Origin of the sequence: Mycolicibacterium septicum DSM 44393, assembly GCF_000455325.1 — a bacterium.
Lineage (GTDB): Bacteria > Actinomycetota > Actinomycetes > Mycobacteriales > Mycobacteriaceae > Mycobacterium > Mycobacterium septicum.
In genome coordinates, this window is record NZ_HG322951.1 from 903,342 (window position 1) to 927,002 (window position 23,661).

General features: G+C 59.8%; 16 protein-coding genes and 1 pseudogene. 12 read left to right on the plus strand and 5 right to left on the minus strand.

What is annotated here, in order from left to right; genetic code table 11:
• Positions 1-92 precede the first annotated feature (92 nt).
• The 3 genes from TX88_RS04185 to TX88_RS04195 are packed head-to-tail and all read right to left on the minus strand — an operon-like array spanning position 93 to position 4,407.
• Positions 93-1,604, minus strand: a complete 1,512-nt coding sequence (locus TX88_RS04185) for an aldehyde dehydrogenase (RefSeq protein WP_084621793.1) — start codon at positions 1,602-1,604, stop codon at positions 93-95.
• A gap of 32 nt (positions 1,605-1,636) precedes the next feature.
• The gene (locus tag TX88_RS04190; RefSeq protein ID WP_084621794.1) at positions 1,637-2,983 is read right to left on the minus strand and encodes an MFS transporter; all 1,347 of its coding nucleotides are present in this window, start codon (positions 2,981-2,983) and stop codon (positions 1,637-1,639) included.
• 29 nt (positions 2,984-3,012) lie between these two features.
• Positions 3,013-4,407, minus strand: a complete 1,395-nt coding sequence (locus TX88_RS04195; protein ID WP_044514900.1) for an FAD-binding protein — start codon at positions 4,405-4,407, stop codon at positions 3,013-3,015.
• Between the two features lie 156 nt (positions 4,408-4,563).
• Between TX88_RS04195 and TX88_RS04200 the strand changes: the two genes are divergently transcribed.
• The 7 genes and pseudogenes from TX88_RS04200 to TX88_RS34900 form a co-directional block, all read left to right on the plus strand.
• Positions 4,564-5,340 carry an IclR family transcriptional regulator gene (locus tag TX88_RS04200; protein WP_044514901.1) on the plus strand — a complete coding sequence of 259 codons (777 nt, stop codon included), beginning with the start codon at positions 4,564-4,566 and terminating at the stop codon, positions 5,338-5,340.
• On the plus strand, positions 5,337-6,542 hold the full coding sequence (locus TX88_RS04205; protein WP_044514902.1) for a CaiB/BaiF CoA transferase family protein: 1,206 nt from the start codon (positions 5,337-5,339) through the stop codon (positions 6,540-6,542). The genes TX88_RS04200 and TX88_RS04205 overlap by 4 nt, the downstream gene beginning before the upstream one ends.
• Positions 6,539-7,402 (plus strand): citryl-CoA lyase, encoded by an 864-nt coding sequence (locus TX88_RS04210; protein WP_044514903.1) that lies wholly within the window; start codon positions 6,539-6,541, stop codon positions 7,400-7,402. The genes TX88_RS04205 and TX88_RS04210 overlap by 4 nt, the downstream gene beginning before the upstream one ends.
• Positions 7,399-10,014: an aconitate hydratase AcnA gene (acnA, locus tag TX88_RS04215; RefSeq protein WP_209446950.1), complete on the plus strand. Its 2,616-nt coding sequence runs from the start codon at positions 7,399-7,401 to the stop codon at positions 10,012-10,014. Before TX88_RS04210 ends, acnA begins: the two co-directional genes overlap by 4 nt.
• A gap of 97 nt (positions 10,015-10,111) precedes the next feature.
• Positions 10,112-10,906: an IclR family transcriptional regulator gene (locus tag TX88_RS04220; RefSeq protein ID WP_044514904.1), complete on the plus strand. Its 795-nt coding sequence runs from the start codon at positions 10,112-10,114 to the stop codon at positions 10,904-10,906.
• Positions 10,907-11,703: 797 nt separating this feature from the next.
• The gene (locus TX88_RS34140) at positions 11,704-12,546 is read left to right on the plus strand and encodes an alcohol dehydrogenase catalytic domain-containing protein (protein WP_409365873.1); all 843 of its coding nucleotides are present in this window, start codon (positions 11,704-11,706) and stop codon (positions 12,544-12,546) included.
• A 455-nt stretch (positions 12,547-13,001) separates the two neighbouring features.
• Positions 13,002-13,533: pseudogene (locus tag TX88_RS34900) on the plus strand (IS21 family transposase); the annotation flags it as partial.
• Positions 13,534-14,067: 534 nt separating this feature from the next.
• Here TX88_RS34900 and TX88_RS04235 read toward each other — a convergent pair.
• Positions 14,068-15,438 carry an NtaA/DmoA family FMN-dependent monooxygenase gene (locus TX88_RS04235; RefSeq protein WP_044514909.1) on the minus strand — a complete coding sequence of 457 codons (1,371 nt, stop codon included), beginning with the start codon at positions 15,436-15,438 and terminating at the stop codon, positions 14,068-14,070.
• A gap of 452 nt (positions 15,439-15,890) precedes the next feature.
• Here TX88_RS04235 and TX88_RS04240 point away from each other — a divergent pair, with 452 nt between their 5' ends.
• From TX88_RS04240 to TX88_RS04260, 5 genes are read left to right on the plus strand one after another with little or no spacing between them, the layout of a single operon-like run.
• Positions 15,891-17,459, plus strand: a complete 1,569-nt coding sequence (locus tag TX88_RS04240) for an ABC transporter substrate-binding protein (protein WP_084621795.1) — start codon at positions 15,891-15,893, stop codon at positions 17,457-17,459.
• Between the two features lie 2 nt (positions 17,460-17,461).
• On the plus strand, positions 17,462-18,481 hold the full coding sequence (locus TX88_RS04245) for an ABC transporter permease (RefSeq protein ID WP_084621796.1): 1,020 nt from the start codon (positions 17,462-17,464) through the stop codon (positions 18,479-18,481).
• A gap of 14 nt (positions 18,482-18,495) precedes the next feature.
• Entirely contained in the window at positions 18,496-19,350 is an 855-nt protein-coding gene (locus tag TX88_RS04250; protein WP_162563079.1) for an ABC transporter permease, read from the plus strand.
• Positions 19,347-20,948 (plus strand): ATP-binding cassette domain-containing protein, encoded by a 1,602-nt coding sequence (locus TX88_RS34150; protein WP_049924835.1) that lies wholly within the window; start codon positions 19,347-19,349, stop codon positions 20,946-20,948. The genes TX88_RS04250 and TX88_RS34150 overlap by 4 nt, the downstream gene beginning before the upstream one ends.
• Before the next feature lie 48 nt (positions 20,949-20,996).
• Complete coding sequence (locus tag TX88_RS04260; protein WP_162563080.1) at positions 20,997-22,169, plus strand: acyl-CoA dehydrogenase family protein; 1,173 nt, start codon at positions 20,997-20,999, stop codon at positions 22,167-22,169.
• Positions 22,170-22,885: 716 nt separating this feature from the next.
• Here the strand turns inward: TX88_RS04260 and TX88_RS04265 are convergent.
• The coding region (locus TX88_RS04265; protein WP_084621798.1) for a DMT family transporter at positions 22,886-23,661 on the minus strand (776 nt) is incomplete at its 5' end.

Below are 23,661 nucleotides of genomic sequence, written 5' to 3' on the forward strand. Positions count from 1 at the left end.
ATCCGCACAATCGAGGAGTACTCCATGCGTTGTCGAGGCGCAGAGCCGAGGTCGACCCCCTCGAGCAGTAACGCATTGGGGTCTGCCTGCGCTTATGCGCGCGGGTTGAATGGGTCGGTGATCGTGTTGCCGGTGTCGATCCAGACGGTCTTGACTTCCGTGTACTCCTCGATGGCGTGGAACCCGTTCTCACGGCCGAGACCGCTTTCTTTGAAGCCCCCGAACGGGGCTACGTAGTTGGTCTTGCGGTAGTTGTTGATCCAGACGTTGCCGGCGCGGAGGCGATTGGCCACGCGGTGCGCACGCGCAACATCGCGGGTCCAGACGCCAGCCGCAAGTCCGAAGGACGTGTCGTTGGCGATGCGGACGGCGTCGTCTTCGTCGGTGAACTTGATGACGACAGCGACGGGTCCAAACACTTCTTCACGCGCGATGCGCATGTCGTTGGTGACGTGCGTGAAAACCGTTGGCTGCACGAACAAACCTTGGCTGAGCTCGGGGTCCGTGGGCCGGGCACCACCTGTTGCCAGACACGCACCGTCCTGTTTGGCGACTTCAATATAGTGAAGTACCTTGTCGAACTGCGCTTGACAAGCGACCGTGCCCATTTCAGTGTCAGGGTCAAGCGGGTCGCCCAGTTTGATCTGGCCAGTCCGCTCGGTCAGTGCAGCGCAGAATTCATCGTATATGTCTGCGTGGACAAGGACCCGCGAGCCAGCCATGCAGGTCTGGCCGGTTGCGGCAAAGATACCTGAGATAACGCCGTTGACGGCATTGAGCAGATCGGCGTCGGGGAAGATGATGTTCGGTGATTTGCCGCCGAGTTCGAGCGAGACACGGGCGAGTCGCCGGGCAGCTGCGGTAGCGATCTTTTTGCCTACGGCAGTTGATCCGGTGAAGGCGATCTTGTCCACGTCGGGGTGGCCTGCAAGCGCGGCGCCCGTGGGGCCCGCGCCGGTAACGACGTTGATGACTCCATCGGGGAAGCCCGCTTGCTGGGCGAGGCGGGCGAGGACCAGGGTGGAAACGGGCGTGATCTCTGAAGGCTTGATGACCACCGTGTTGCCCGAGGCTAAGGCGGGGCACAGTTTCCACAGAAGCAGGGCTAGTGGACTGTTCCACGGGGTGATCGCTGCTACGACACCGATGGGCTCACGGACAGTGAAGACTTGCATGTTGGGGACGCTGCTCGCCAAGGTTTCGCCGATGGGGCTTTCTGCAACGCCGGCAAAGAAGTAGCAGTGGTTCGCCAGCGCGAGGGTCTGGCCACCCACTTCACGGATCAGCTTGCCGTTCTCCAGCACCTGGGTGCGGGCGAGTTCATCGGCGTTTGCGTGGATCACATCGCCGAACCTTCGCAGCAGGGTGGCTCGTTGCAGTGGCGTGGACTGCGACCAAGGTCCGGTTTCGAATGCCGTACGAGCGGCGACGACCGCGGCGTCGACGTCGGCTTCGGTGGCGGTGGGTACTTCAGCCCATGCGCGTCCGTTAAACGGATTGATGGAATGAAAAGTCGAGCCATCTGAAGAGGGGCGCCACTGGCCGCCGATGAGCATGTTGTAGTGCTCGATGGCTGTCGTGGTGTGGGCGTCGGTGGCAGACATTGGGATCCTTCGTCGATATGCGGTTGGCAGGTTCAGGCGGTGTGGGAGGGCACTGGATGAGGTGGAGAGTTGGTCGGTTGATTGCCGCCTATCGTTGTTGTTCGGCGAGGAGTAAATGCGATGGCGACCAACGAAATTGCTGCCGCGATGAGGGTCATAAGGGCCAGGGGCCACCATTCGGTTCCGCTATCGCCGATGAGGGCTTCGGCGATGAATGGGGTAGGGGCGCTGAAGATGAGACCGCCAAGTGCGTTGCTCAGTGCGGTGCCGCTGTACCGGACCTTGGTGTCAAACTGGTCTGCAATGAGACTGGAGACGACAGAGTAGGTGGTGGCGTGTGCGCCGATCATCATGAGAGTCACAACGATGCAGGTTATTGCGACCGACTCGCCGGTCAGGCTCCAGAAGAACGGGAACGCAGCGACGGCAGTGAATAGCGCCCCAGCGGCAAAGACTTGATGGGCGCCGATACGGTCACTGAGTGCCGCCAGCAATGGAAGTGCGGCGAGATCGACTAAAGCTGCGCTCATTACGATCAACAAAGCGGTGTTTCGCTGTAGGCCAAGGGAGTTCGTGGCATAGGTCAAGAAGTAGACCGAAATCACGTAGAAGACAACGTTAACCGACGCTTGCAGTGAAATGCTCAGTCCTAAACTGATTTTCGCGTTGGCAAGTACGTCCCGTACGGGGAGTTTCGCAGTCTGGCCCGCGGATTTGATTTCCTGAAAGTCTTCGGACTCTTGCACGCCGAGCCGGATCGCGAGGCCAACGATGACGAGGATGAATCCAGCGAGAAATGGGACACGCCATCCCCAGGTGAGGAGTTGATTATTGGGCAGCGTGGCCACCGCCGACATTACGGAGGTGGCCAGGACAAGCCCGAGGGGACTGCCCATCTGTGGCGCCGATCCGTATAGGCGGACTCTTGAAGGGGGTGCGTGCTCGACAGACATCAGCACAGCTCCACCCCATTCCCCGCCGACTGCCAGGCCTTGCATCAGACGGAGCGCGATGAGTAGGAGGGGCGCCCACAGGCCGATGGCGTCGTAGGTCGGTAGGACTCCGATCAGGCCGGTGGCAGCACCCATGATGGTGAGGGTGGCGATGAGGGTGGTTTTACGGCCAAATCGGTCGCCAAGATGACCGAAGATGGCGGCGCCGACTGGTCGCGCGACGAAAGCCACGCCAAGCGTGGCGAAAGACGCCAGTTGGCCGGTGTGCTTGTCGATGGCTGGGAAGAAGAGGTCGCTGAGTACCAACGCGGCGGCGAGACCGTAGATGAAGAAGTCAAACCATTCGATCGTGGTGCCAACAAGGCTGGCAATGGCAGCTCGTCGGGCACTGGTCGATCCGGTGCGCGGGGGTGGAGTTGTGACCATGGTTCCTCTGTAGGTTGAGGCAGGAGTGACTATTGGACTGCAGTTGGGTTGGGAATACGGTGTGCCGCGGTCTGGCCTGCGATCCTGCCGAACGCGAGAGCGCGCAGCACGGAGGTGGCGCCGGGGTACTTGTGGTGATAGATGCCTGCGACCTCGCCGACGGCGAACAGCCCGGGAATAGGTTCTCCGGCAGCATCTAGCACGCGCGCGAATTCGTCAGTTCTCAGGCCGCCGAAGGTGAAAGTGATCGCGCAGGTGACTGGCCATGCGACGTAGGGTGGTTCATCGATAGGTCTGGCCCAGTTCGACTTCGCGGGGACTAGCCCGCGGGTTGATATGCCATCGAGACTGCTCAGCTCCAAGGGCCCGGGAGTGGCAGCTTGGTTGTAGCGCGCAACCGTGTCGGCGAGCGCTTGGGGGTCGAGATCGAGGCGGCGCGCCAATGCCTCCAGAGTGAGTGCAGATTCAGGTCGGCGATCAGTCAGAACTGCGCGAGCAATGTCGTGGCGCATCAGTTTTTGGTCTGCGATTAGGTAGGCGTATTGATTTGCATCGCGCCAGATCTTGTAGGCCACGGCTTCGAAGGTGTTGTCGGGGGTGTCGGCGGCCTCGTCGACGAACCGCTGTGCTTCGTGGTCGACGAGGATTCCGTAGGGATAGACCATGACCAGGGCTTCTGCGCTGCCGGTGCGGGGATCGACGGGTTCGCCATGGAATTGGTCGAATTGGCCATCGGTGTCGGCGCCGGCTCGGGTGGCCATCTCGATGCCTTCACCTCGATTTGACCGGCCACCTGGTGCAATTGGCGAGAGTTCATGGCCGCGGCCACCGAGGTGGTGGTCGAGCAATGCGGGGTTGCCTTGGAAGCCGCCGCACGCTAGGACTACGGTCCGGGCCAACAGGCGCCGCTTGCTGCCGGCCGAGTCGAGCGCCTCGACGCCGATGACGTCGCCGCGGTCAGTTATCAGATCCTGTGCGGTGGTGTTGTATTCAATGTTGCCGCCAAGTTCTTCGACGCGGGCGGCGAAGGTCTCGACTATCGCGGCGCCGCCCCCTGCAGGCATCAGGCGCGGACCCTTCGACGTCAAAAAGTAGGTGAGGTCGGACTTTGTCGCTACACCGTTGTCGTTGAGCCACTGGATTGTCGGCCGGGCCAGCGCAGCCAATCGTCGAACGATGGCCTCATCGGTCTTACCTTCGCTCAGTTCCATCATTCGAGAGACGAAATCGTGTGCAGGAGAGCCATCTTCCGTGAGTCGGAAGAAAGCGCCCGTCCACGCCGTGTTGCCGCCGCGCTGCGCCCTTGAGGTTCGCTCCAGCACCATAACCCGTCCCCCGGGTGCTGATTGCAGGAACTGCAGCGCTGTTGCCAAACCGCCCGCTCCGCAGCCGACGACGACGAGATCGAGCACCGATTCACTCATTGGGTTTCCTTTGTACGACTCAATGAACCGACAAGCGGTTCTCCTAATCCGCACGACAGTTTTGTGTGCTGCATCACCAATAGAATCACGCGACCCCGGCGCCGTCAACCCATGAGACGGTCCTATTGATCCGCTAGATGGGTTATAGTTGTCGGTATGGCTGATATCGACACCGCGTCAACTCGTGCCGACGGCGGCGTGCGCAGCATCGCGCGCGCCGTGGATGTCTTGGAACTGTTTGACGTCGAACACTCCACCCGCACGTTGCGAGAGCTAGTGGCGCACACCGCACTTCCGAAAACCACGGTGGTGCGCCTGATCTCGACGTTGGAGGCTCTTGGATTGATCGCTGACCGCGGAGATTCCACCTACGGGCTAGGAGCGGGATTCTTGCGTTGGGTTGCGCTGTCCCAGGCCATGTGGGAGATCAGTTCGCAGGCTCGGCAGATCATGACCCGGCTGGTGGACACCTGTGGTGAAACGGCGAACATCTATATCCGCCAGGATCTGAATCGGGTATCGATCGCTCAGGTCGAGGGCACGACCACAGTGCGCAGCGTCGTCGAAGTTGGTGTGCCCTATGCGCTCGCGGCTGGCGCAGCGGCCAAGATCCTGCTGACTGGCGCTCCAGATCACGTGGTGAGGGCTCTGGCTGAGATCCGCCCCGACATTCAACTGGAGTCGTTGAGCCGCGAGATTGCAAGTATCCGTGAGGCGGGGTACGCAGTCACGCACGGGGAGCGAGAACTCGGTGCATCCGCTGTAGCGGCGCCGATTGTCGCGTCTGACGGGAGGGTGGTCGCGGCGCTGTCAGCCAGTGGGCCGACGTCGCGGTTCACTGCAGATCGGGTAGGGCGCTACGTGGATGCCGTAACGGCGGCCGCTACTGAGATAAGTGCCGCAGGACTGGGGAGCGTGGAGGTCTTCCTGTGATCTCGAATCTCTTGGCAGACGTTCGTGTTTTGGACTTGACCAATGTCCTGGCTGGGCCGTTCGCGAGCTATCAGTTGGCTCTTATGGGTGCCGAGGTGATCAAGATCGAAACGCCGGGGACGGGAGATCTGGCGCGGCAGCTAGGCGCTGACCTGCAATTGAGTGCCGGATTCCTCGGGGCGTCATTTCTGGCACAGAACGCGCAAAAGCGTTCGATAACAGTCGACCTCAAGTCCAGGGGTGGAAAAGAGGTTTTCGAGAAGTTGATCATGGGCGCCGACGTACTGGTAGAGAACTTTCGCCCCGGAGTGCTCAATCGGTTGGGATTTGACTGGGGCACGCTGCAGCAGATTAATCCAAGGCTTGTGTACTGCGCGGTGTCGGGTTTCGGGTCGACTGGACCGATGCGCGGCCGTCCGGCCTATGACCAGGTGGTGCAGGGCATGGCCGGAATCATGAGTGTGACTGGTACGCCGGAAACCGCGCCTCTTCGGGTGGGGTATCCGGTCTGCGACAGCATTGGTGGGCTCGCTGCGGCGTTCGCGATCGCTTCGGCCCTGTTGCGGCAACTGCGAACAGGGCAGGGAGCGTTTCTCGACACTTCAATGCTCGATGCGGCGCTGACCTCAATGGGATGGGTGGTATCCGATCATCTAATCGCCGGACGAGAGCCAGTCCCGATGGCGAACGAGAACATCACCTCCGCGCCGTCGGGCACGTTCGACACCGGTGACGGCGCACTCAATATTGCGGCGAACAAACAGGAACAGTACGAAACCCTGTGTCACGTCCTGGACCGTGAGGAGCTGATCGACGATCCACGCTTCTGCACACGCGAGGATCGCAAACGAAACCGTGACCAGCTACGCGCAGAACTCGAAACATCGTTGAGGGACAGATCGGCGCTTGAGTGGGACGCAATTCTGCTTAACGCCGGGGTACCGGCCGCGCCGGTCGTGTCGGTCCCGACTGCGCTGGCGTCGGATCAAATTGCTCACCGCGGACTGGTAGCCACAGTCGACTCGCCTGCTGTAACCGCAAATCCGGTACGCGTGCTTGGGCTTCCCACACACATTGATGGGCAATGTATTTCACCTGAGACGCCACCACCCACACTCGGGCAGCACACCGATGAGATTCTCGCTGAGCTCGGCTATGGAGAAGCTGAGATCGGCCAGTTACGGAAGGAGCAAGCGATATGAGCACTGCGCGCGAGGATGCCGTAATGCGAACCTCGAGCCGCGATGTGACCGATTGGTGGACTACCAAGGTCAGCGACATCGAGCCAGGAGTAATTAGGCTACGCGGTTACCCGATCGAACAGTTGATCTCCGGCGCAAGCTTCGCAGAGCTGATCTGGTTGATGATTCGGGGCGACTTTCCGGCGCCAGCTGATGCCCAATTACTTGAACGGGCGCTCGTCGCGGCAGTCGACCACGGCCCGCAAGCACCCTCAATCGCCGCGGCCCGCATGGCGGTGACGTGCGGTGTGGGCTTGCAGGGAGCGATGTCGACCGGTGTTGGTCTCCTCGGCGACGTTCACGGCGGCGCGGGCCAGCAGTGCATGGAACTTCTGAAACAAATTCGCGCTGAGTCCAAGAACGGCGATCTCGCATCTGTGGTTGCTCAGACGATTACTCACTTTCGATCGTCCGGCAGGTACATTCCGGGATTTGGCCATCGGTTCCATCCCCGTGATCCGCGCCGAGACCCGCTGATGACAGCACTGCATGCGCACGTGGAAGCCGGCGCGATCGGCGGGCACTACGTAGCCATCGCCGAGGAGTTAGAGAATCAGCTCGCAGGCAGGCGCGGGCAGTCTGTGCCAATGAATGTCGACGGCGCCACCGCAGTGGTCTACGCAGAATTGGGTTTCGCACCCGAGTTAGGCCGGGGCCTATTCATCATGTCACGGGCAGTGGGCATTTTGGCGCATGCGTGGGAGGAACTAGGCAACGGGACGCGCATCAAAGGGCCTATCCCCCCACCGTTATTGCCGACATACGTCGGCCCACCTGAGCGAACGATCCCGGGAACCACACCGCGTGCGGACCCGTCGTGACGCGTTTGTTGAGCGACTTGGTGCGTCCGCTGGCCGGCTGCCCCGAGACCGCGTATATCAGCTTGCACGCGGCCGAAGAAGCCGGTTTGGGAGCGATTCCCTCCTTGCCGTACGTAAAGCGGGCGCTCTTGGAAAATGTGTTGCGCCACTGCGACGGACATACAGTGACGGCCGAACATGCCCGTTCGCTTGTAGCTGGCGAAAGTGCTGCCTGTGTTCCGTTCTTCCCTGAGCGCATTTTGATGCAGGACGCGTCGGGAATCCCGCTGCTCGCAGACATCATCACCCTGCAGGAGCGTGCAGTTGAACGTGGTCTCGGCGCAACTTCGATCTCGCCCAGATTACGCATGGACCTTGTTGTAGACCATGCACTGGAGGTCGACGTCGCCGGTGATCTGGGTGCTGCGAGTCTGAACCTCGCACACGAATACAACCGTCACGGCGACCGATACCGATTCTTGCGATGGGCCGAATCACGCTTCCCCACATTACGAGTGGTCCCACCAGGTATCGGAATCTGCCACCAGCTGAATCTGGAGAGCCTCGCCAACGTTGTCTCAGTCGGCACTGACAACCAGCGGCGACTGGCCAGATTGGATTCTGTAGTCGGCACCGATAGCCATACCACCATGATTAACGCGCTTTCGGTTACTGGCTGGGGTGTCGGAGGCATCGAAGCCACGGCCGCAGTGCTCGGCCAGCCTCTGATGATTCCGGTGCCCGAAGTCGTAGGGGTGAAGCTAACCGGTAAGCCGAATCCTTGCGTACTGGCCAGCGACATTGCACTTACCCTTGTGTCGCTGCTGAGAACACATGGCGTGGTGCAGCGGATCGTCGAGTTCCACGGACCTGCACTCACTCGTTTGTCGGTGCCTGATCGGGCCACCATCGCCAACATGGCCCCCGAGTATGGCGCAACGATGGCATATTTTCCGCCAGACGAACGCACCATCGACTATCTGGTCGCCACGGGGCGGCCGGAATCGACTGTTTCCCTAGTCCGTGCCTACCTCGGTGCGCAAGGGCTGCTTCATGCACCTGGGCGAGCAAGTGCCCGCTATGACGAAACCCTCGAACTCGATCTTGCGACCGTCGAGCCGACGATATCGGGGCCGTTCCGCCCTGACCAGAAGCTGAGCGTTAATCAATTGGCGCAGGACTATCCCGAGGCATCTGTGCCAGCCGAAAACGAAACTAGGCTACGCCATGGGGATGTGGTGATCGCCGCTATTACTAGCTGCACCAACACCTCCAATCCACGCGCCATGGCGGCGGCTGGTGTGCTGGCGCGTAACGCCGCTGCCCGCGGGCTGCGCTCGGCGCCGTGGACGAAGACCTCGCTGACGCTGGGATCCTCCTGGACCGCAGAAATGCTGCAGTCCAGGGGACTCCAGACCGCTCTGGACGAATTAGGCTTTCACGTAGCCGGTTTCGGGTGCGGAACCTGCATGGGCAATTCCGGGCCACTAGACCCTGACGTGACCGCTGAAATTCGCGAACGCAACTTGTCCGTTGCGGCCGTGCTGTCAGGGAACCGAAACTTTCCGGGGCGGATCCACCCAGATGTCGCACTCGCATACCTAGCCTCGCCGCCTTTCGTGGTAGCAATGGCCATCGCGGGAAGGACCACGGTCGACCTCACCAAAGAACCGCTGGCGGTCAACGTTGCTGGCGTCCCTGTCTACTTGGACGAAATCTGGCCGTCCGAGAGGGAAATCGACGACGTCGTCGCCGCCGCTGAGTGCTGCCCTTCGGGCCGTGGGCGTTTGCTTCCGCTCACGACAACCGAATGGGCAAATTTGCCGCACCCGAGCACCACATCCTTCGATTGGGACGACGAAGCAGGATCAATCCGCCGGCCACCATTCGCCGACCCCAAATTGACGCGTCCCGACCGAGACGGCGACATCCACGGGGCCCGACCCCTGCTATTGCTCGGGAACGGCGTCACGACCGACCACATCTCGCCTGTTGCTCGCATCGACGTTAATAGTGCTGCCGGACAATGGCTGACCAGCCGGGGCGTAGCTCCGAATGCGCTCGGCAGCTACAGTTCCCGTCGGCTCAACCACGACGTGATGGTGCGAGGTGGCTTCGCCAACCCGAAACTGCTGAATCGGCTCACCCCTGAATGCCAAGGCGGCTGGACCGCAGTAATGCCACACGGCACGATCCTTCCGATCTACGAGGCAGCTACGACTTACGCCAAATTGGGTGTGCCGACCGTCGTTGTCGCCGGGTACTCGTACGGCGTTGGTTCGGCCAGAGACTGGGCGGCCAAAGTGACGAGACTGCTCGGTGTCCAAGCCGTGATTGCGCGTAGTTTCGAGCGCATCCACCGCACCAACCTGGTAGCCATGGGCGTCCTCCCCATCGAGTGCCCCGACTTGTCGCCCTTCGACCTTGATGGCTCTGAGATCTTCGACATCACTGGCCTCGTAGGCGAATTAGGCGTCCACGCGGCGGTGCGCGTTACTGTCAGCGGTGCGACGACGGGCGTTCGTCAGCTGGATGCCAGAGTCCGAATCGATACGGCGGCAGAGGCAGACTGGCTCCGAGTTGGCGGCCTTATCGCACATATGCTGGTGGCACCAGGTAGTGGTCCAACGTAGATCGCTTCCTCGAAAGCTGTATAGAGCTTGCATGATCACGCGACCACTTCAATCTCACTGAATGGACGATTCGGCTGCCTAGCGAGATAATGGGGAAATGGCTAATGAGGGCGAGCTGAAGCTGGTGCGGAAGGCAGTCGAGGTGCTCGATGTGCTCTCGCGGGAACGTGAGCCCACCCCAGCGAGGATTGCCGAAGTCATCGGCGAGCCCAGGAGCTCGGTCTATCGGCTTCTCGCCAGTCTCCAGAGACTGGATATGGTCGAGCCCGGGGCTCGACGGGGTACTTACAGACTTGGTTTCCACTTGTTGCGTCTAGGCACTGCCGTGGTTTCGCGTTTTGACGAAAGGCAGCTGGCATTACCCGTCATGGAACGGATTCATGACGAAACGGGTGAAACGGTATTTCTGTGTGTGCGCCGGGGAACGCAGGCTGTGTGTATCGAGCGGATCGAAGGGCGGCGCGTCCAGAGCCTTGCACTGACCCTCGGCGGTGCCTTGCCGCTGCACGCTGGCGCGGGCTCACGGGTCCTGCTGGCAGCCGAGTCGAGAGAGTTCTGGAATGAGTACGTGTCGTCAGAACCGCTAGAACGGTTGACGCAGTCGACGCCCGTCACGCCTGATGAGCTGTTTCCCATCCTGGAGGATGTCCGAAGTTCTGGTGTCTCCGTCAGCGACGGGGACGTGACTGTCGGCATCGCCGCAGTCGGGGTGCCGATCATCGACTACCGCGGAGTTATCAGGGCTTCGCTAGCGATCAGCGGTGTGCAGCAGAACATTCTTGGTGCAGGGGTGAGGAATGAGGTGCGCCGACTTCTCATCGACGGGGGGCGAGAGGTTTCCAGGGGGCTTGGCTCCGAATTGGCCAACGAACCGATCGCAAAGCTGGGTTGAGATGAGTCGCGTTTCTAGGTCTTAACACCGTTACTGCGTGACTTGGCCTCGTTTCCCGCACTATTGTCCGCATTTGCTGCGAGCAGATCCGAACCGGTTTGCGCTTTGCCACTTGCGGCGGACCGGCTCATCGGCCACTGGGCTGCCATTACCTCTAGGCCCGGGAGGGGCGGGGAGCTAGCGCTGATACCGACCCGTAGCCGCCGGCTCGGTTGGCGCTGCCGTTCTATTCAGTGAACTTGGCGTTGTGGCTACTCTTACGGCGCATACCCGTCATTTAGGGAGTGGCGCTGGGGAAACCACGCGGATTATTTGTGCGTCAGCCAATCTGGACCCGGTTGGCTGAGACTTTCTGCGGCGTACAGATCTTCCCCAGATCGACAAGAACGGCCCCACTGTGACCGTTCAGCCGTCACCTGTTGAGAGGATACGACGATGTCTCAGTGTCCTGTGATCCAACCGATCTATGTTGGAAGTTGTTGCTACAGCGGCAAACTCGCAACAAGCCGTCACGGAGTACGGCCGAACGTGAGCCAGGTGCAGGCTGGTGCAGCCAGAGTTTCTGCAGTACGGATCACGGGGAGGCAATGCATGGCGATCGGACGCCAGGCGACGCGCCAAGTTGGCACGATGCGAGCACGTGTATGTAGCAGAGGGACGGAAGCTACATCTAGAGCGCAGATTTCGACCCACAATAGAAGGAACAGCCAGTGAGAACTGTTGAGTTTGATGCGTTCGGAGGTCCAGAAGTACTCCATGTTCGTGAGCGGCCTGAGCCATTAACTCTCCCGGGCCGAGTGCGGGTTAGAGTTGCGACGCGTACCGTGAATGTCAGCGATCTGGAGCTTCGTCGTGGCGACTATCCGCAACTGATCAGCAATCTCGAATACCCGGCGATCTTGGGCTGGGACTTTGCGGGGACTCTTCTCGATCCGACTGACAATCTGCTGGCTGGCACGCCCGTTGCTGGCTACGTGCAGTGGATCGGACCGGACGCTGGCCGAGGTACCTACGCCGACGTCATCTCCGTCCCTGCTAGCTACGTGGCGGAGCTTGCTCACGATACTGATCCACATTGTGCAGCGCTCTTTGCGTTGAATGGATTAACCGCGGCTCAAGCAACAGATCTTATGGGGCCCCTGGAGGGGGCGAACGTCATGGTCGTCGGTGCTAGCGGGCCTGTAGGCCTGGCTGCTGCAATCATTGCGGCAGAGCGCGGCGCCAACGTCTTCGTCTCGGGTTCCAGAAATGATGAATATCTGGCCTCGCTTGGCTTCGCAGGCGTGGTTGAACGAGCCAACGCTGCTAAAATGGCTGCGCAAGTGCGTGATTGGATCCCCGATGGCGTCGATGCGCTATTTAACCCCGCGATCGCATCGCCCGGAATCATCGCTGCCGTCCGTGATGGCGGCCGTTTCATCTCCGCGCACGTTTTCGACAAGGCGGTGGCGGAGCGTGGAATCTCCATCGCCGAGCTCGTTGTACATGAGGATGCGCCCAGGCTGACGCAACTTCTCGGGTCGTCGCTACCTAGCCATGCACGAATTGCCGATGTCTTGAAGCTTGAGGATGCTAGGCATGCTCACGAACGTGTCGAAACGGAAAGTCTTGGTGGGCAAAAGATAATGTTGGATGCTTGACAATCACGCATCGGCCATGTCATCGCAACGTGCAATCGTTCGTGTGAGCCGGTACGGCTGGTTCATTGGCTCAAAGGGCTGTACTCGGTTCGACAAGATTTTCCAGCTCAACGAGGGCTCGATCCTGCAGGAACGGTGACACTGCCGATCGAGTAGTGGCCTCCATGGATGACGGCGACATCGTCAAGCAGTTTCAAGGGTTCGGCGTCCGCGGTGTCTGAAGGTGTTGGAAGACGTCAGCGCGTAACGGTTCTTTGACCCGACTCAACCCATCGACGCTGTGACAGCGAGATCTGCGCAGAGCTTCGTCGAAATAATTTGAATGGTAATAACTTTCGTTGTAGACGTAGAACACCACTGTCGTTGATTCCTGAAAGCTGACCCCGTTCCAACTTCTGAACTGTGAGCTTGTTGCGGGTTGATCCTGGGGGGTTGCTCTCGCGGATTGGGCGGAGATCCGTCGGCTGCCTTGGGCTGAGGGTGCCGATCAAGGAGATCGCTCGCCGGCTCGGGATCGCGTGTAACACGGTGCGTGTGGCGTCGACCAGTGATCGGCCGCCGAGGTATGAGCGGGGGGCGCCCCGAGGGTCGGTTGTGAAGGTGTTCGAGGCATAGATTCGGGCCCTGCTGGCCGAGTATCCATCAATGCTGGCCACAGTGATCGCGGAACGGCTTCGCTGGCCCTTCACGATGAACCCACTGCGGGTTCGGCTTCGCGAGATCCGACCCGAGTACTTGGGCATCGACTCAGTGGACCGGGTCCATTACCAGCCTGGCGAAGTTACCCAGTGCGATCTGTGGTTCCCCGCGATGCCGATTTCATCGGGCGGGTCAAGAACGAATACTCCGGTGCTGGTGATGACATTGGGTTCTCCCGGTTTCATTGCGGCGACGATGCTGCCCTCACGCCAAGGCGGTGATCTGCTGAGGGAGATGTGGGAGCTGATCTCACAGATGGGTAAGGTCACGAAAACCCTTGTCTGGGAGCCGGTAAGCACCGATCGGCTAAACAATCGGCCGCCGACCTCAGAACGTCACGTTCGGTGGATAACCCCCGAAACCTCCAAACATGACCACAACAAGACCATGGCGGGCGCGGGTTGCTCGTCAACGATCTCCCGATGGTGAACGGTCAAGATGTCCCGAACCCGCACACATGAAGAGCTGAATTGATTGCCGGCAGCCCACAGTTGATGGGTGCATAGTCATAAACGCAGCACCCGTTGATCGCAACGCGCGCGTCAGTCAACTAGAGCGCACACTGAGTGTCACGCTGGAAGCAAGCTGACCGGGTCCACCTATTCTGGGTAATCGCACTGGCCGGCTCCGAGGAGTCGGTTGCCGTAGGCTCGTTTACGAATAATCTGGTCAGGTGTGCCGCCTGGAGACTATTCGACGCCATGGCATCCTCAATTCTCCTTCGCACCAACGTGGGGCAACAGTGTCTTACAACTGGACCACTGTCAGAGGACCATTTCGGACCAGCAACTCAAATCTGTGGCCTCAACGATCAGGGTGGCGTTAAGCGAACGCTCCGCGATACTTCGTCGCGGGATGATCGTCGGCTACCCAGGGGCCTTTTCCAAGCACCCGTTCTCTAAGGGTCTCGCCAGGGTTATACGCGGTGCGGAACCGCCCTCGCCGTTGTAACTCGGGCACCACGAGATCCACAAAGTCGGTTAGCGTATCGTATACGTGATATTGGCGCAGATTGATTGCGTCGAGCCCGTCCTCGTCGATCCACTGCTCAATAAGATCGACCACATGTTCAGGTGTTCCGATAGCGCGGTGTGGAAGCCGAAGGAAGTGGAATTCGCTCCGGAATTCCCCGAGCGTGCGATCCCGTCCGAACCCATCTGCTGCGCCCCCCGCTGGGAGGCATCCCTCGGCGATGAGAGAACCGATTGTCGCGTCATCGGGGAGACCGTCGTATATGACTTTGGACTCGGTGAAGACCATCGCGCCTTCGAAGGTGATGTAAGAGTCGTATGCTGCGGCCTTCGCCAGAGCTTCCTCTGCTGTGCGGCCCACGATGATGTCAACGTAGGCAGTAACTTTCAGGGACCCAGACGCTCTACCGTGCTCTGCCGCTGACGATTGCGCTGTTCGCGCCAACTCGGCTACACCTTGGCGAGTTGGTGCTCCAACGAGTAGGAGCTCGGCATGGCGGCTCGCATATGCCACGCCACGGGTGGTGCCTGACGCCTCACACAACAGAGGAACGCGCTGGCGAGAGGGATCGACGAAAGATGGTCCTCCGACGGAGAAATGCTTTCCGACGTGGCCGATGCCGTGAACCGACCCAGGCCGTGCGAAGACACGCGATTTCTTATCCTCGACGACAGCACCATCGTCCCAAGACCCTTCCCAAAGCTTCAACATAATATCGATGACCTCGTCGGCGAGTTCGTAATACTGCGGTGGGGTCAGCATCTCCCGTCCGTAGTGCCGGGCTGCGGAAAGGGTGTTGCCAAATACGATGTTCCAGCCCGCCCTGCCGTTCGACAGCTGGTCAAGTGTCGAGATGGTTCTGGCGAGCCTGAACGGATGACTATCGGTCGTTGATGCGGTAACGGCGATTCCTAATTCGGTCGTGGAGGCGGCAACGATCGACGCTATAAGAAAGGGGTCCAGGGTCGGGAAAAAGACTCCGTCAACCGCGGCGGGGTCGAGTGAGTTCCGATACGTATCGAAACCGGTGGCAGAATCGGCGAAGAAAATACCATCGAGCAATCCTCGCTCGGCGATCTTAGCCAGTCTGATCCAGAATTCGGGCTGTCGAAACAAGTGCCGCTTGTCCGTAGGCTGTGCCCAGATCCCGTAGTAGAACTGGTTGATCGTCGCTGCTTCGAACAGGAAGATATTTATTTGTTTCTTGGGAATTCCGGACATCTTCTACCTGATTTCTCTTCGTCACAGCGCCGGCCTGTAGCGGCAAATCGTCTGTGTGGAAAGGCTGCCAGCGACGGCGAATCCAGCGAGTTCTAGCGCCGTTTAGCTTTCATCCGGCCGTGAGTGGAACAGGCCCGACGTCGAGCGATGACGGACACTAGCGCGCTCGTGGGTCGCTTGCAATGCGCAGCACGGTTCAGGCCACCTCGGTGGTCGCCGTCAGCCGGCATCAACCGACTTCCAGCTGTCGGAGGTTGCTTGATATGAGTTCGGATACCTCTGATTTGAATTCGGAGCGCCGGTAGGGAGCTTTCGTGGCTTGCGGGGGCGGTGGGGCAGGGCGAAATGCCGCTAGCCTTCTCGGGTTCCATCGAGGAGCCAAGCTTGTGTATTGGCCGTCGCGGTCTCAGTCCAGCGATGCGCCGACCGACTTGCAGCACACAGGAGAGTCCATGCCCCCCGCATCCACCGACCGATTCTTTGGCGCCCCTCTTCGTCGGCGTGATGTTCTTCGCGTGGCTGGGGCCGCCTTCGCAACGATCGGAATCGGGGCGAGCGTGGTTGCTTGCAGCCCGAACGGGGGGTCCGCGGCCGCAGGCAAGAAGGTGTATCGGTTCAGTACTGAAGTGCCAGTTGGAGATACGGATCCACTCCTGGTCGGCGAGTACAACGCGATGATCCTCGTTGGCCTAGTGAACGAGTGGCTCGTCAGTCAGGACAAGGACGGCAAGCTCATTCCGCGACTGGCCGAGAGCTGGTCGCCGTCGCCCGATGGCTTGTCGTGGGACTTCGCGCTGCGTAGCGGCGCGAAGTTCAACGACGGATCAGCACTCACTGCTACTGATGTTGCCAGCACATTCTCGTTACTGATCGCTCCCGACAGCGGGTCGCCGGCCAAGAGCACCTTCGAAGGCGTCCTCTCGAGCGTCGAGACCGTTGGCGATGGCGTCGTCCGATTCAAACTGAGTCGACCTTTTGGCGATTTTCCTTATCTCCTGACAAACGCCAACGCGGTTGTCTTACCAGCTGGGTATCAAACGGGATCTTGGATCGACAACCCGATAGGCGCCGGACAGTTCATCTTGAGCGATTATAAACCGGGAGTTGGGGCGAATTACTCCAAGAACCCACACTACTGGAATGCCGACCAGATCCTGCTTGACGGCGTCGACATCACTTACTACTCGGACCCACAGGCGCCGATCCTGGCCTTTCAGGCAGGCGAAATTGACCACATCGATCCACTATTTCCGACATCGGATCCTTTAAGTGCGCTGGACGCCCAGCGGTACCGCATGGTCGACCTCGGGTATCAGCGGTTCGACGGCATATTTCTCAACGTAACTACAGCCCCCTTCGATGATCCCGCCGTAAGACAGGCAATCGCCTGGGGCATCGATCGGAAGGCGATCATCGATACCGTGTATGCCGGGTACGCTGATCTCGGCAATGACACGACTTACTTTCCGAACTACGCAATCCGCCCAAAAGGGCTTGAGCAACGCGAACAGAACGTTGACGAAGTTCGGCGCCTCCTGAGTGGCCGAAATCTCGCCTTCACGATTACGACGAACAACAAACAACTCGCCGAGGCTGTCTCGCAGCAGCTGAATGCTATTCCAGGATTCGACGTCAGCGTCGAGGTGCAGACTACCGAGCGCTATTATGGTGAGCAGAACTCATGGCTCACGGCTCCGCTGACTGCTACTAACTGGCCATGGGAAATTCCGTCTCAATTCATCGCGGACATCTACGCAAAGAGCGCCTTGTTCAATGCGTCTCATTACGCGAATCCGGCGCTGCAGAATTTGTCTTTTGAATACGACGCGACGTCAGAGGCAAGCAAGCGGCAAGACCTCGCAACTGAGATCGGTCGAATTCAGTGGGAGGACGTCCCTCTAATTGTTCCCGCGTTCGTCCGGAGCAAGCTCCTGCTGGGGCCAAGAGTTCAGGGAGAATTCTCGGGCAAGGTCGACTACTCCACCGGATTCCCGTTCGCGGGGATAACCGTCGAAGGCTGACGATGACGAAATCGCAGCTGACGGCTCCTCAACACGAACCCCTTGACCCATCTTCACGCGCCGAGCGCAATGCTTCTGGTGGCCGCGCCCGTCCTATCGTGGCGCGTGTTCTCCAAGTATTTGCAGTGCTTTTTGTCGTTTCGATGGCAGCATTCTGGCTGGTGCAGGTCGTACCCGGGGACCCCGGGCGCAATGCCCTCGGGGCACACGCCACGCCCGCGCAAATTCAAGCGTGGAACGTTCGCAACGGCCTGGATGGTGGTATCGCCGAGCGTTACCTTCAGTGGCTCACCGGATTCGTTCAAGGGAATTGGGGAACCAGCCTGGTCTTCGGGGAGCCGGTGGTTGATTTGGTGAGTTCTCGCTTATACAACTCAATTGTTGTTGGCTTGATCGCGTTTGCGATCGCCGGGTTCGCCGCGGCATTGTTGGGCTGCCTGCAAGCGTATACTGAGGGCCGAAAAATCGATCGAACACTCACCATGGCCCTCTCGGCGATATCAGCGTTGCCGGAGTTTGTCGTAGGAGTGGTGTTGCTCCTATTTTTTAGCATCGTGCTTGGGGTGGTGCCGACGAGGCCCAGCATTACTGGAGACAGTCTCAGAGTGCCGCTCTCCTCGATGGTCCTGCCGGCGACGGTTCTCGCGCTCGCTTATATACCGATCATCTCCCGAATGGTGCGCACTGGAGTGGTTGGCGCGTTGAATGCTCCGTACCACCGAACAGCAGTCCTCAAAGGCTTGCCGCCTTTGAGGGTCGTGACGCACCACGTAGCACGAAATGCCATGATTCCGACGGTATCACTGCTCGGCATCAGTCTGGGCGCCCTGCTTTCCGGCAACGCCGTGGTCGAATGGGTATTCGGCTACCCCGGCCTGGGCGCTCTCACGGTGACCGCTGCGGTGAAGAAAGACGTGTTCCTGCTGGAATCGTGCGTCATGGTTATCGGAATCTCCTGCCTCCTGATCATCTTGCTCTCAGATGTGATGGTGGTTTGGCTCGATCGCCGAATCGAGCTCTAGCAGAAATGGGTTTCATGACGCCGGAGAAAACGGTCAGCGTGGCGTGGGACGGAACGGAAGCGTCTCCTCGATGGCGGGAGCTACTACGGCGACCAACCTTCGTCATTAGCGCCGGCATCTTGGTCTTTTGGATCTCGGCCGCTATCGGCTGGCGCTGGATCGTCGACCCTTTCAGCAACTCGGGCACCAAATTCGGACAACCGAGCGTAGACCACCCATTCGGCACGGACTTTTATGGCCGCGACGTACTTGCACGAGTTCTTGCTGGTGCAGAGCCTGCGATGCTCGTCGGACCAGCCGGCGCTGTTCTGGCGGCCGTCGCGGCAACGTTGCTCGGGCTCACGTCAGGTTACTTCCGCGGCCCGTTCGATGCTCTGATGATGCGAGTATTCGACGTCTTTCTGGTTTTGCCGCCCATCATCATGCTCATTGTTGTCGTGTCAGCGGTCGGAGCGAGCCCGCCCGCCATGATCGTGATCGTCGCAATCGTCTACACGCCGACTATCGCGCGCATCATAAGAGCAGCTGTACTGACGCAGCGAGACAAGCCGTACGTCGCGGCGGCCCGCCTGCAGGGAGAAGGCCGTCGGCGGATCATGGTGACCGAGATCTTGCCGAACATCCTTCCCACGGTCGTGGTTCAGGCCGTGCTCAATCTCGGCTACGCCATCTTCGTCATCTCCTCGCTGTCCTTTCTTGGCCTCGCCGCCCAACCTCCCTCCCCCGATTGGGGATTGGCCATCAGCGATAATCGGCTCTATCTGCAGACAGCGTGGTGGACGCTTGCCTTTCCCGCTGCCAGCCTCGCCTCCGTGGTCATCTCTGTGATGCTGTTCGCAGACAACCTGAAAGAGGTCTACGACCGGTGACTGCCAAACATCTGGTTCGGGTTCGCGGGCTTTGGGTCACCTATCGGCAGGGGGACCGAGTCATCAACGCCGTCAATGGAATCGACATCGACATCGATGACGGTGAGGCGTACGGGCTCATCGGCGAGTCAGGGTCGGGCAAGACTACTGCAGCCTTCGCGATCGCCAACGGTCTGCCTCGGACCTCAAGAATTCAGGCATCAGAGATCTCCGTCGCCGAAACCGATATGCTCAGGCTCAGGGGGAAACGTCTGCGTTTCTTTCGAGCTAAGACGATCGGCATCGTCTATCAGGATCCAACGACTGCGTTGAATCCGACCATGCGGGTTGGATCTCAGATCGGCGAGGTGTTCGCTGTGTTGGGACATCCACGTCGAGACATACCCGCGATGGTTGAGCGTGCCCTGAATGAAGTTCTGCTCCCCGATGCCGGACAGCTCGCGCGCCGCTATCCCTACGAATTATCCGGCGGTCAGCAACAGCGTGTGGTCATCGCGATGGCGTTGGCTGCCCGACCAAAGCTTCTCCTTCTCGACGAACCCACGACCGGGCTCGACACCACGACGCAAGCCGAGATGTTCACGCTGCTAGCCGATTTGCGAACGCGACACCAGTTTGCGTCGATGCTCATCAGTCACGACTTGGCACTGGTGGAAGCCACCTGTAATAGAATCGGTGTCATCCGTGAAGGCCGTCTGGTCGATTCGACGTCGAGTGGTGAACTCCGGAGGCCGGGCCGACACGAATACACCCAAAGCCTCATCCAGGCCACCCCCGCATTCAATCTCGAGAGTCTTCGGAACGGCGAGGAGCCGGGCCCGTCCCGTGAGAACCTGCCTGCAACGTCTGTCGCCGAAGTGGCCAACCTATACAAAACATACGGAGATTCCGTTGCTTTGGCTGGGATCGACCTCGCGCTTCGCCGAGGCGAAATCCTGGGAGTTGTTGGAGAGTCCGGTAGTGGCAAGTCGACTTTTGGTAGGGCGCTAGCAGGCCTGGTGGATTACACAGGTGTAATAGACTTTCGCAGGGAGGAATCGCCATCTATTGACGGCCAGGACCAGCGCACGTTCAAACACGCGCCCAGCCAGGCGGTGCAAATGGTCTTCCAGAATCCTGAATCCTCGCTGAATCCTCGGCGGACCGTACGCCAAACACTCGAACGAGCCATACAGCTTCTGGGCGGCGATCAGACTGTGGAGCACCTGGCCGCAGAGGTTGGACTCGCGCCGGTACTCCTCGGCAGGTTACCGGCGCAGCTGTCGGGTGGGCAGAAGCAACGCGTAGCCATCGCCCGCGCTTTCGCCGGAAGGTTGGCAATCGTGGTATGCGACGAGCCGACATCTGCTCTCGATGTCTCCGTGCAAGCAAAGATCGTGGAGCTCCTAAAGTCACTCCAGGCGCAGACTGGTGTCACAATCGTGTTCATTTCGCATGACCTGGCCGTCGTGCGCGAGATAGCCGACCGCATCGCGGTGCTCCGCCACGGGCGGATCGTCGAAATCGCCTCGGCCAAGGACGTCTTCGAACGGCCGGTCCACCCCTACACCAAGTTGCTGCTGGAGAGCGCGCTCTTACGCCCTCTCAGTACTCATTAGGTAGTTCTGACAATTTGTCACCTGATGCTCGTCCCCGGAAGGACACAGATGTCTCGTTATGATGGCACTATTGGCTCGTTTAGAAATCTGTTTGCGGAGATTTCTAAGGGAACGATCGAACGCGAGAACGAGCGAGTGCTACCTCGGAAACAGTTTCGCCAGCTGCTCGATGAGGGATTCGGCGCGATGAGGGTTCCGGAAGAACTGGGTGGACTTGGATACTCCGGGCGCGAGTTCATGGCCACACTCATTGAACTCGCAGAGGCGGATTCACACATCGCTCATGCTTTCCGGGGCCACTTCGCCTTCCTCGAGGAACGTCTGAGTTCCAGCTCTGATTCGGTACGTGAACGGTGGGCGGAGCGGGTGGTCACCGACAAGCACATGATTGGTAGTGCGTGGAGCGAGCGCCACGGCGGCCCAAACCGTCTCGGTCGTACCTCGGTGGTGGAGACTCCTGGCGGCGAGCTGTTGCTCAACGGGACGAAACACTTCAGTACGGGAACGATTTTCTCGGATTGGATCGACGTCAGTGCGCGGTTCGGCGACAGGGAACGATCGGTGGCGGTCGGACGCTACACCGATGGCGTTGAGATCCTCGACGACTGGGACGGGTTCGGTCAGGCGCTGACCGGTACTGGTACCACGATCTTCACGAATGTTGCCATTTCCCCCGAGAACATCGGCCCGTTTACCGACGTGACTGATACACCCTGGTTTCAGGGAGCCATGTTTCAGCTCACCCTTCTAGCCGTCTTGGTCGGTATCGCTCGTCGCGCGCATACGAGTCAGATTCACCATGTTCAAACAAGTACCACTCCGCCATTCGGAAGCAGTCTCCTACTCGTGCGGGCGCAGGATCCACTGCTGGTGAGCGAGGTCGGAGACATCAGCGGCCAGGTCTTCGCTGCAGAAGCCGCGGCACTTATCGCCGCAGAATCGCTGGACGCAGCATTTGCCGAGCGGCTCAGTGATCCGCAGCATTCGACGCGAGCTCTCGAGACCAACGTGGCCACGTATCGCGCTCAAATCGCCATCGTGCCTGCGGTGACTCGTATCACAGATCAGATTTTTGAAAGCGTAGGAGGTTCAGCAACCTCGCGAACACATGGTCTCGACCGCTACTGGCGAAATGCACGAATCATCGCCTCACACAACTCTATCCGCCATCGTGCGCATAACATCGGGGATTACTACGTCTCAGGCGGACTGCACAATTGACTGTCACGGTGGCGCAGTGGGGCTTTGGCGCAATGGAGTCGACGCGGGGGTGTGTGGTTACGCTAGCCAACTCCTAGTCGGGGGACTCCAACCTCACCGCTGACACTCTGGCAGCAATGAGGTTGCGGTGCCGGATAGCAAGCCACCCCGGTCGCCTTGTGCCACGCCCGAGAGCATCACACCGCTGACGCCGAACTGGTCGGATATCCGGGATAATCGTTTGCCCCGCCGGGGTATCGACTAGGGGCTGCCGTGTCCCCCTTGAACTAGTTCCTCCCTGCCATCGTGGTCGATCATCTCGCTTCCCCGGCAATCTTGCAGAATGCAAGCGTGCCCAACTAGCGGCGTTAGGGCACCTGAAAGGCCTCGTTCGGCCCTTCAATCTGGGATACATTCTTGGACAATGTGATCCACTCGTTTTGGAGAGTATCAAGCTGGGATTGATCTAAGGCTCGGCGGTAGTTCGAGTCGTTGGTGCAAAGTCGGTGACCGGTCGGCATTGGCTTTCGCTTCGACGTTGTGCTGCGAGCGGTCGCGCGGGCACCATGGAAGGCTGTTATGCGAGAGAGCGATTCCATGCTTGTGGCGAGAACCGTCGAATTCGGTAGTTTCGTCGAAGAAACCTCCACCGTACTCGTCGACGATGGCGGCAAAAGTTGGTTCCGCCGCATAACCGCGACAACACCGTTAAGTGAGGACGTGCCACCCGGCCGGAATCAGGACACAGACTGCGATCGAGTTCCGGCCAGTACGCAGAGGGCGACAAAGATGATTCCGATGACCTGGGCGGTGCTCAAGTGTTCACCGAGTAACACCACGCCGGTCATCGATGCGATAGCCGGCTGTGCAGAGTCGATCATCGCCGCATAGTGCGCGCCCGTGACCGAGACGCCGGCGTAGTAGCACAGCATCCCCACGCCGAGGACCGTGCTGTGCAAAACGAGAGTGAGCCAATCTGCTGATGTGGACGGCATCACTAACTGCCTAGTTGACAGGCCAAGCACGCCTAGGCCAACTGCGGTGCCAAACATCACCGCGCTCGCAGCCATCACTCGATCAGCCCCATTAGCCATCTCCGCGGCGAACATCACGTAGACCGCGTAGAGCCCCGCGGCGCACAGGATCCCGCCGGCCGCAACGTACGGGGGCGTCCTAACTCCGGGACCAATCGTTATGAATCCAACCCCCATGATCGCAACGACTGCCAGTGCGAGGTCGGTGAACACCGGCTTGCGATGTAGCCGAAATGCCCTTAGCGCCATTACCATTGCGGGGTAGATGAAAAAGAGTGCGACCGAAAGTCCGGTTCCTACGCGTGCCGCGCACGCGTAGAACAGGTACACCTGAGGTCCGAACAAGAACGCCCCGGCCAGCAAGGCATGCACCAGCTGACGACCATTCTGGTTGCACGAGGGCCGAAATGCGGTGAAACTGAGTAGCAATATGGCCGTGATAAGGCTGCGGTAGCACAGCAGGCTGAGCGTATTCATCG